The organism is Frankia sp. CgJB1, assembly GCF_977947065.1.
On the sequence record NZ_CDWTNB010000168.1, the window covers coordinates 1 to 8,810 of the forward strand.

12 protein-coding genes are annotated in these 8,810 nt (G+C 71.7%); 5 read left to right on the top strand and 7 right to left on the bottom strand.

Translation table 11 applies throughout. The features are described from left to right. Positions 1-615, bottom strand: a 615-nt coding sequence (locus AC08OT_RS16465) for an SAM hydrolase/SAM-dependent halogenase family protein (RefSeq protein WP_476603006.1), incomplete at its 3' end; no start/stop codon positions are given. Positions 616-630: 15 nt separating this feature from the next. After that, on the bottom strand, positions 631-1,053 hold the full coding sequence (locus AC08OT_RS16470) for a DUF3099 domain-containing protein (protein ID WP_476595979.1): 423 nt from the start codon (positions 1,051-1,053) through the stop codon (positions 631-633). A gap of 454 nt (positions 1,054-1,507) precedes the next feature. Here AC08OT_RS16470 and AC08OT_RS16475 point away from each other — a divergent pair, with 454 nt between their 5' ends. The 4 genes from AC08OT_RS16475 to AC08OT_RS16490 are packed head-to-tail and all read left to right on the top strand — an operon-like array spanning position 1,508 to position 5,609. After that, complete coding sequence (locus tag AC08OT_RS16475; protein ID WP_476603007.1) at positions 1,508-2,764, top strand: glycosyltransferase family 4 protein; 1,257 nt, start codon at positions 1,508-1,510, stop codon at positions 2,762-2,764. After that, on the top strand, positions 2,761-3,945 hold the full coding sequence (locus AC08OT_RS16480; RefSeq protein ID WP_476593430.1) for a glycosyltransferase: 1,185 nt from the start codon (positions 2,761-2,763) through the stop codon (positions 3,943-3,945). The genes AC08OT_RS16475 and AC08OT_RS16480 overlap by 4 nt, the downstream gene beginning before the upstream one ends. Positions 3,946-3,972: 27 nt before the next feature. After that, a complete protein-coding gene (locus tag AC08OT_RS16485; protein WP_462188562.1) occupies positions 3,973-4,785 on the top strand; it encodes an SGNH/GDSL hydrolase family protein in 813 nt (270 codons plus the stop codon). Positions 4,786-4,814: 29 nt separating this feature from the next. Further along, complete coding sequence (locus AC08OT_RS16490; protein ID WP_476603008.1) at positions 4,815-5,609, top strand: hypothetical protein; 795 nt, start codon at positions 4,815-4,817, stop codon at positions 5,607-5,609. Between the two features lie 43 nt (positions 5,610-5,652). Here the strand turns inward: AC08OT_RS16490 and AC08OT_RS16495 are convergent, their stop codons facing one another. From AC08OT_RS16495 to AC08OT_RS16515, 5 genes are all read right to left on the bottom strand, one after another. Further along, a complete protein-coding gene (locus tag AC08OT_RS16495) occupies positions 5,653-6,168 on the bottom strand; it encodes a DUF3090 domain-containing protein (protein ID WP_476593429.1) in 516 nt (171 codons plus the stop codon). A gap of 162 nt (positions 6,169-6,330) precedes the next feature. Next, on the bottom strand, positions 6,331-7,383 hold the full coding sequence (locus AC08OT_RS16500) for a ferrochelatase (RefSeq protein WP_476593428.1): 1,053 nt from the start codon (positions 7,381-7,383) through the stop codon (positions 6,331-6,333). Then, positions 7,380-7,685, bottom strand: a complete 306-nt coding sequence (locus AC08OT_RS16505) for a hypothetical protein (protein WP_476593427.1) — start codon at positions 7,683-7,685, stop codon at positions 7,380-7,382. The genes AC08OT_RS16500 and AC08OT_RS16505 overlap by 4 nt, the downstream gene beginning before the upstream one ends. A 265-nt stretch (positions 7,686-7,950) precedes the next feature. Beyond that, positions 7,951-8,076: a hypothetical protein gene (locus AC08OT_RS16510; protein ID WP_462188557.1), complete on the bottom strand. Its 126-nt coding sequence runs from the start codon at positions 8,074-8,076 to the stop codon at positions 7,951-7,953. Between the two features lie 116 nt (positions 8,077-8,192). Beyond that, a complete protein-coding gene (locus tag AC08OT_RS16515) occupies positions 8,193-8,339 on the bottom strand; it encodes a hypothetical protein (RefSeq protein WP_476593426.1) in 147 nt (48 codons plus the stop codon). A 44-nt stretch (positions 8,340-8,383) separates the two neighbouring features. Between AC08OT_RS16515 and AC08OT_RS16520 the strand changes: the two genes are divergently transcribed. Then, positions 8,384-8,779: a type II toxin-antitoxin system VapC family toxin gene (locus AC08OT_RS16520; protein ID WP_476593425.1), complete on the top strand. Its 396-nt coding sequence runs from the start codon at positions 8,384-8,386 to the stop codon at positions 8,777-8,779. Positions 8,780-8,810 lie beyond the last annotated feature (31 nt).

Consider the following 8,810-nt stretch of genomic DNA (forward strand, 5'->3'; position numbering starts at 1 on the left):
TCGCAGCACCGCCCGACCCGGCGGGCGCAGCCCGGCCGCGCCGAGCAGCGCGCCGGAGGCCGCGAGCTGGACGTTGCCGAACGTGTCAACGAGGACCACCTCGGTCTCCACGGTGCCATCCGGGCGTAGCCGAGCCAGGGCCGCCCGCGGACGGACCAGGGTCGCCGGCTCCACCGGCTCACCGACCTCCTGGAGCGGCGTCCCGCGCGCCAGGGCGGCAGCCACCGGGGCGAAGACGTCCCGGCCGTGGAACGTCGCGGGGGTTCCGGGCCGCACCGCCAGCGTGACCGCGGCCTCGATCCCCCCCAACCGCTCGGCCGCGGAGATCAGCAGGCCGTTGTCGGGCCCGACCAGGTGACCGCCGACCGCGCGCAGTGCCAGGGCCCGGCGCGACGTGCCCACCCCGGGATCCACCACGGCGAGGTGCACCCCCCGAGGCAGGGAACCCACCGTCTGGGCGAGCACGGCCGCCCCCCGCCGCACGTCCCCCGGCGGCACCAGGTGGGTCACGTCGATGATCCGGGCGTCCGGCACCGTCTGCAGGATCACCCCGTGGCAGGCTGCAACAAAGCCGTCGGCGAGTCCGTAGTCAGTGGTGAAGCTGATGCACCTCACCGGCTCAACCTGACGTCAACCCGACGGCCCGGAGACGGGCGCCTCGCCGAGTCCGCTGCCGTCCCGGCCCGGTGGGTCCGGATGGCCGTGCACCCAGCCCTCGTCATCCACCCAGCCCTCGCTGTCGACCACCCGGTGGGGATCGGCCTCCAGGGCCGGCGGCTCGCCCGCCGCCGGCTGGCCCGGATCGTAGCTGGCGGGCCGGTCGCGTTCGGGCGCCGGACCGCCATTGGCGATGACCACCGCGACCCACGGAATGATCACGGCCATCGCGACAGCGACAAACCGCAGCCAGCCGTGGAAGGCAACCACGGCGAGCACGAAGCAGAGCATCCGGAACATCATCGAGAGGAGGTAACGCACCTCCCGCCGATGGATGTCCGACTGCCGCGACCGGGCCGCGGACGTGATCAGGACCGTGTCCTGCCGCCTGAACATCACGCGTACACCTCGATGGCTCTCACTCCCCGACCGGTGCGCCGCCCCGTGCCTCCAAATATCCTCCTCACCGGCGCCCTGGGAAAATGCTGGCGGCCGGCGTGCGACGGTGCGGACCAGGAACCATGGCGCCCGCCGGGCGCCGTGTCGAACGACACCATGTCGGATAGCATCATGTTGCACTATGTCGTGTGACATCATGTCAAGTAACACTATGGTAGATAGCACTATGTCAAGTGGCACTATGTCAGATGACATCGTGATCGAATAACACCATGTCGGGTGACGCTGTGTTAGATGGCGCCAGGTTGGACGGGAATCCGGCCCGGATCCGCCGACCGGATGAACAGCCGGTCGTGTACACCCGTACGGTGCACCAAGCTGTGCCAGAACGTTCATGTAACGGTCGGCTGGCCGTCTGCGGCACGGCTCCATACCCTGCCACGGTGCTCGTGTGCGCATAGCGGTGATCACCGAGTCGTTCCTCCCCCATGTCGACGGGGTGACGAACACGGTCTGTCGAGTGCTGGAACACCTGCGGGACCGGCAGCACGAGGCGATGGTCATCGCGCCGGCTCCGGCGCCCGCCGCCCGATGCGCGGCGGCGCGCAGCCACGCCGGCGCACCGGTGCTGTGGGCGCCGTCGGCTCCCCTACCGGGTTACCCGGCGTTTCGCTTCGCAGTCCCGTGGCCCGGGCTTCCCGCCGCCTTACGGGAGTTCGACCCGGACATCGTCCATCTGGCGGCGCCCGCCGGCCTCGGGGCGCAGGCGGTGTTCGCGGCGCGGCGGCTCGGCATACCGAGCATCGCCGTCTACCAGACGGACATCGCCGCGTTCGCCGCCCGCTACGGGCTGGCCACCGCGGAACGCACGATCTGGCATTGGCTAGCCATCATACACCGGCTCGCGGCCCGGACCCTCGCGCCGTCCTGGGATGCCGTCGACACCCTCCTGAGCCAGGGCGTGCAACGGGTCGCCCGCTGGAGTCGAGGGGTGGACCTCGAACGCTTCCACCCGGCGCACCGGGACGACGAACTGCGCCGCAGCCTCGCTCCGAACGGCGAGGTCCTGGTCGGCTACGTCGGCCGGCTGGCCCGGGAGAAGCGGGTGGAGCTGCTCGGAGCGGTGTCCGACATCCCGAACACCCGGCTCGTCGTCGTCGGTGACGGCCCCTCCCGCCCCACCCTCGCCCGGTCGATGCCGAACGCGGCGTTCCTCGGATTCCGCGCCGGGCAGGAGCTCTCGGCTGCGGTCGCGAGTCTCGACGTCTTCGTCCACACCGGCATCCACGAGACATTCTGCCAGGCGGCGCAGGAGGCCAAGGCGAGCGGGGTACCGGTGGTCGCCCCCGCGGCGGGCGGGCTGCTCGACGTTGTCGAGCACGGCCGCACCGGGCTGCACTACACTCCCGGCGATCCCGCGGCCCTGCGGGCGCAGGTCGCGGCCCTGGCCGACGACCTCCCTCGCCGGGTGGCGATGGGTGCGGCGGCCCGGGAGTCGGTCGTGGGATGCGGGTGGAGCGCGGTCGGCGACGAGCTGCTCGGCCACTACCGTGACGTGCTCGGCACCGGCGGCGGGGCCGGCCGCTTCGGCCGCCTCAGGCACCCCGGCCCGGTCATCGAGGGACGGAGCGGACGGCGGGGCGGACGACGGGACGGATGGGACGCACGCGAGCGGCCCGGAACGAGAAACGACGGGTGGTCAGCATGAAGATCGTGCAGGCGGCAAACTTCGTCGCGCCGGCCTCCGGCGGCATCCGGACGACACTGCGCCACCTCGCCGCCGGCTACACCGCGGCGGGCCACGAGGTCGTCCAGATCATTCCGGGCGAGCAGGACGCCGAACTGGTCCAGCCGGATGCCCGCGTGTTCCAACTACGCGCCCCCCGGCTACCCGGAACCGGTTACCGGATCATCACCGAGCCGTGGCGCGTCACCGACCTGCTCGACCGGGAACGGCCCGACCGGCTCGAGGTCCACGACCGGGCGACCCTGCGTCCACTAGCCCGATGGGCCCGCCGTCGCGGGGTGCCGTCGCTGGTCGTCAGCCACGAGCGGCTCGACCGCCTGCTCGGCACCTGGACACCCGCACCGCTGCGGGGAGTCCTGCCGGTCTCGACAGCCGCGGACCGGGCGAACGCTTCGCTCGCGGCCGCCTTCGACTCCGTCGTGGCGACGACGGCCTGGGCGGCGGCGGAGTTCGTCCGCATCGGCGCCGGCAACCTGCGCCACGTTCCGCTCGGCGTCGAGCTCGACCGTTTCTCCTCCGCTCACCACGACCTGACCCTGCGACGCGCCTTCGCCCGTGACCAGGAGGCGCTGCTGGTGGTGGCCAGCCGGCTGGCACCGGAGAAGCGGGTCGACCTCGCCGTGGACGCGGCAGCCGAACTCGTCCGCCGCCGGGTGCCGGCGCGCCTGGTGATCGCCGGTGACGGGGCCCATCGGGGCCGGCTGGAACGGCATGCGGCCGGGCTGCCGGTAACCTTCCTCGGGTTCGTGGCCGACCGGGAACGGCTCGCCGGCCTGCTGGCGACCGCCGACCTCGCGCTCGCTCCCGGCCCGGTGGAGACCTTCGGGCTGACCGCCCTAGAGGCGCTCGCCAGCGGCACCCCGGCAGTGGTGCACCACGCCAGTGCGCTCGCAGAACTGATCGTCCCGGGAGTAGGCGTGATCGCCGCGGGCAGCGGATTCACGTTCGCCGACGCCGTCGTGGACCTGCTGTCCGCCTCGCCGGCGCAGGTCCACGCGCGCCGGGTCGCGGCCCGGGCCCGCGCGGAGCAGTTCCCCTGGTCGACCACGGTCGCGGGCTTCCTCACCTGCCACGACTCGCCCGGTCCGGCCGCCCCGGGCACGGCCTTCCCGCAGCCACCGGCGCCGCCGCTCGCGGCCTGACTCGCGGTCTGAAAGGCGGGCAGAACCATGGACTCCGGTACCGGATCCCGGCGGTTCGTCGCGCTGGGCGACAGCATCACGGTCGGCCTCGGCGACGGCGTGACGATGGGACGCGAACACCGCCGCTCCGCGACGGGAGGACGGGGCTTCGCCGCCCGGCTCGCCGCGTGCCTGGGCCCGGCCGGCGCCGTGGAATTCACCAATCTGGCCACCACGGGAGCGACCACGCACGACGTGCGTACCCGTCAGCTTCCCGTCGCCCTGTCGCTAGGCCCCCAGATCGCCAGCGTGATCGCCGGCATGAACGACGTGCTGAAACCGACGTTCGATCCGCTGCGGTTACGTCAGGACCTGGTCTGGACGGTAGGCCGTCTGCGGGCTGACGGAGTCGTCGTGCTCACCGCGACCATGCCCGATCCCAGCCGGCTGCTCCCGGTGCCGGCGCCGTTCGGCCGGATCCTGAGCGAACGGGTCGAACGGCTCAACGCGGCGGTCCATGCCGCGGCCCGGACGGACCCCGGGGTGTTGATGGTCGACCTCGGCGGGCACCCTGCGGTGCGCAGCCGGTCCAGCTTCGACGTGGACCGGATCCACCCGGGGCCACGCGGCCACCGCCTGATCGCGCAGGCGTTCGCCCATCGTCTGTCGCACGCCGGGGTAGCACTCGTGGGTCTGCCGGACGGACCCGATCATGAGGAACCGGCTCCAGGAATCATCGAGCATTCCTACTGGCTGCTGAGCGTAGGCCTGCCCTGGCTGGCCGGGCGGTGCCTGCCCAGAGGCGACAAATGGCGCTATCACCCGGAAAAAGGTCTGGTACGGCCTCCTCGGCGAGCCTGAAGGCTCCTCGATTGCCTACGGTAGGCAATGTGCTTCCCGCCCTGTCAGCGTCGCCCCGGTCCGGAGTCCTCACCGGATGGGGCAATGCGTGGCTTGCGGGGCTCGTCGGGCTCGACGACGTCATCACCCAGATGCACCGCGCGCTCGGCGGCGAGGCGGCGCCGCACACCCTCGGCGACGAGCCGCTCGTGCTGGGCCTGGGAGCCCTGCGTTCGGCCAGAGCGCAACGGCTCCGGCTGGTCCTGCCCGCCCCCGGGGACGCCACCGGCCTGCCCGGCCCGGCGGAGGTGAACAGGGACGCGATCACCGCCGGGGAGGCGATCATCGTGATCGGCCCGAACCCACCGCTGGTGCTCGTTCCCGGGGTCGTCGTGCACGGGCCGGCCCTGGAGGGGCGGCTGGAGTCGGTGCACTGGCGGGTGCTCGTCGCGTCCCGCGTGCCACCGCCCGGAGCCGGCCTGCGCGCCGCGGAACACGACCTCAGCAACGCGATCCGCACCACGACGGCCGCGCTCATCGACCTCGACATCGCAAGCGCTCGCCCCGAGGTGCTCGCCCTGCTGCGCGACCGCGGGGAGGAGGAGCCGGGCCCGGGGCTGGGCCCGGGTCATCCACCGGGGGCGCACGCCCTGCTGGCCCGGGCGGAGCGGTTGTCGGCCCTGCTCGACCTCGCTGCCCGGGACGACGGTGCCGCGGTGACCGCGAGCGAGATCGCCCGCAGGTCCGCGGCGCTGCGCAACCTTTCCGCGGCAGTGCGTCGCGCCTATGCAGCAGCCTACGATGCCTTCGACCCGACGTACGCCCCTGTGCCGCCCTCGAACTGACGATCGCCGGCTGCCCGCCCCGGCCGGCTCCGGCCGGCTCCGATCAGTTCAGCCGAGGGCAGAAGTGCCCGGCCGGATCGTCCGGGCGGCCGCACAGGACGCACGGTGGACGCCCGGCGGCAACGATCGTGCGGGCTCGTTCGATGAAGGCACGGGCCTGTTTGATCGACAGTCCCACCCGCAACGAGTCGAGCTCGTCCTCGCTCTCGGGGAGCCGGAACTCCCCGGGGGACAGCCCGGCCGCCTCGACGAAGACCCGGTGGCCGTCCCAGGACACCGTGAGCTGGCCCAGATGGAAGTCCTCCTCGAACGGGGCATCCAGCGGGGCAAGATCGATCTCGACGTCCGAAGCGGTCGGAAGCACGATGCCCTGGGTCTGGCCCACCTGGCCTAGCAACGCGGTCAGCCCCTCCGCCAGGGCGGTGACCTCGGTCTTCTCCAGACCGACCGTCACGACCTGACCACGCCTGGCAGCCTGCAGGAAGAAGATCCGGTCACCCGGCTGGCCGACGGTTCCCACCACGAACCTTTCCGGGGATTCGAACACGTAGCGCCGCATATCTCCGATCGCTCCGTTACCTTGACTCGCTTCGTCGTTCGGTCCTGATCGCTTCGTTCCCCATCAGTATCGGTTCGCCATCAGTATGGCCGCCTCGCCATGCGGTCCGCCCTCCCCCACCCTCCTGGCTTCAGGACCACCCCGGATTCGGGTCCGCGGGGTTCAGGTCCGCGGCGGCCCGAAGGGCTCGCAGCAGTGCGTGGGGCAGTCCGCCGGCCAGGGCCCGAGGCCGGTCAGCGACCGTCGGGCGCCGCCGGGACGACGCAGCTCCTCGATCAGTTCTCCCACCATCGAGACGAACCGCGGATCCACCCCGACGGTGCCCGCCCGCGTCGCCGGCAGGCCCAGCTCCCGCGCCCGTTCCAGGGCCCCCACGTCGAGGTCATAGCGGACCTCCATGTGATCGCTGACGAATCCCAGCGGAATGATCACGGCACTGGCGGCCCCCGCCGCGGCCAGCCGCGCGAGCCGATCGCGCACGTCCGGCTCGAGCCACGGCACGTCCGGCGACCCACTGCGGCTACAGAAGGCCAGGTCGAAGGGATGACGCACGCCGGTGATGCGTTCGATCCCCTCGGTGATCACCGCTGCGGTAGCCCGCAGCTGGTGAGCGTAGGCGCCCTCGCCACGCCCGCTGGCGCGGGCCTGCGCGAGGGGGAGCGAATGCGCGGTGAAGATCAGATGGGCATCGGGACGCACCTTCGCCGGCAGGTCGGCCAGCGCCGCGACGCCGCGGTCCACCATCGGCTCCACGAACCCCGGATGGTCGAAGAACAGCCGCAGCTTCACCAGCTCGGGCGCACGGTCCCCCACCGCGGCGGCGGCCGCCGCGAGGTCCTCCCGGTACTGCCGGCATCCCGAGTAGGACGAGAAAGCCGAGGTGACGAAGCACGCGGCACGCCGGATGCCGTCGGCAGCCATCTGGGCGACCGTGTCGGTCAGATAGGGCGCCCAGTTCCGGTTCCCCCAGTAGACCGGCAGCCCGAGCAGCTCCGCACGCAACGCGGCGACCAGCGCCCGGTTCTGCTCGTTGAGGGGGCTACGCCCACCGAACAGGTGGTACTGCTCGGCGACGACCGCCAGCCGGGAGGCGGGGATGTCCCGGCCCCTGGTCACGTTGCGGAGGAACGGCAACACGTCGCCGGGCCCCTCGGGACCCCCGAACGAGACGAGTAGCAGAGCGTCCACGTCCCCCGGTGCCCCGGCCCCGCTCATCTCGGCACGCTGCCGGAGATCTCCGCCGGATAGTTCGGGAAGTAGCGGGTGATCTCGGACAGCTCGAAGGTGGGCAGGATGGACCCGGCCGGTTCCCGCGCGAGCAGGAACGCGAACGACGCGCGGACCAACGCGATCAGGCCCGGCACATCGTCGGGCGAGAGCCCCACCGCCGCGAGCACCTTGTCATCGACCTGCACCCGGTAGTTGAAGGAGAGCCCGCGGACTCCCGGAGACGTCTCCTCCGCGACCTCGACGTCGAAGTCGCGGCCGCCGTATGGTTCCACCCGAATCACGCCCACCGACCCACCCCCTCGCGGTTGCGCCGACCGCACCGCCGCAGCCGCCTCAACTGCTGAGCCACCTCAGCTGAAAGGGATGGCGCGCCCTTGGTTTCGATCAGCCAGCGGCGTGGCGGCACGGCGACGCCGCGCCACCTACGATATCCGTTAAGGCGCGCCGGATGCGTCGTCGGCGGGCAAGAAGATCGCCCGGACCGACCTCCGCGCGGCAGCCGGGGCGGGCACCGGCCCACCCGGGCACCATCGCGGACGATCCAGTCGATGATCAGACGGCCAGGTGAGCCTTCATGGCGCGGGCCCGCTCGCCGAGCTCGGGCATTCCCACGACCGTGACCCCGGCCGCGCCGAGCAGTTCGTACTCGACCGCGACCCGACTTTGACCAGCCTGCATTCTGCAGTCATAATGCAGGCGCGCCAATTGCAGTCACCGTACGCGACGTACCGGAAGGCGTACGTGACACGCTCGCGCAGTACGCTCGCCAGCAAGGCCAGTCACTGCAGGCGTTCCTACTCGGAGTACTCACCCGACAGGCCCGGTATGCCCGAAACCAGCAGGTCCTCGCTGCTGTGGAAGACGAACTCGCGGCGGGCGTCGGCGCCGGCGTGGATGCTCCAGCCGCCGCCGACGTGCTGGCAGCCGCCCGCGCCATGCACGTCGAGGCGACATCAACGGACGAGCCAGGAGCGCACGGTTCCGGATGGTCGTAGTGGACGCTTCCGTGCTCGCCAACGACCTCGTCTACGCCGACGACCGAGGGCGACGGGCCCGCTCGATCCTGAGCGCCGACCCAGAGTGGGCGGCTCCCGAGCACTGGAAGATCGAGCTGTTCTCGGTCATGCGCGGGCTCGCTCTCGACAACAAGATCAGCGATGACCAGGCGCAGGCCACGATCAACCGGATTCCCCAGCTTGGCGTCGACCACGTGCCCGTCGAACAGCTCCTACCCCGCATGTGGCAGCTCCGCGCCAGCATCAGCGGCTACGACGCCGCCTACGTCGCGCTCGCGGAATCCCGAGCCATCACTCTCGTCACCTCCGACGCCCGACTCGCCCGCACCGCCACCCGCTACTGCACCATCCGCCTCGTCGAATAGGCGCGTGTCTCACGTCGGGTATTGCTCTAGG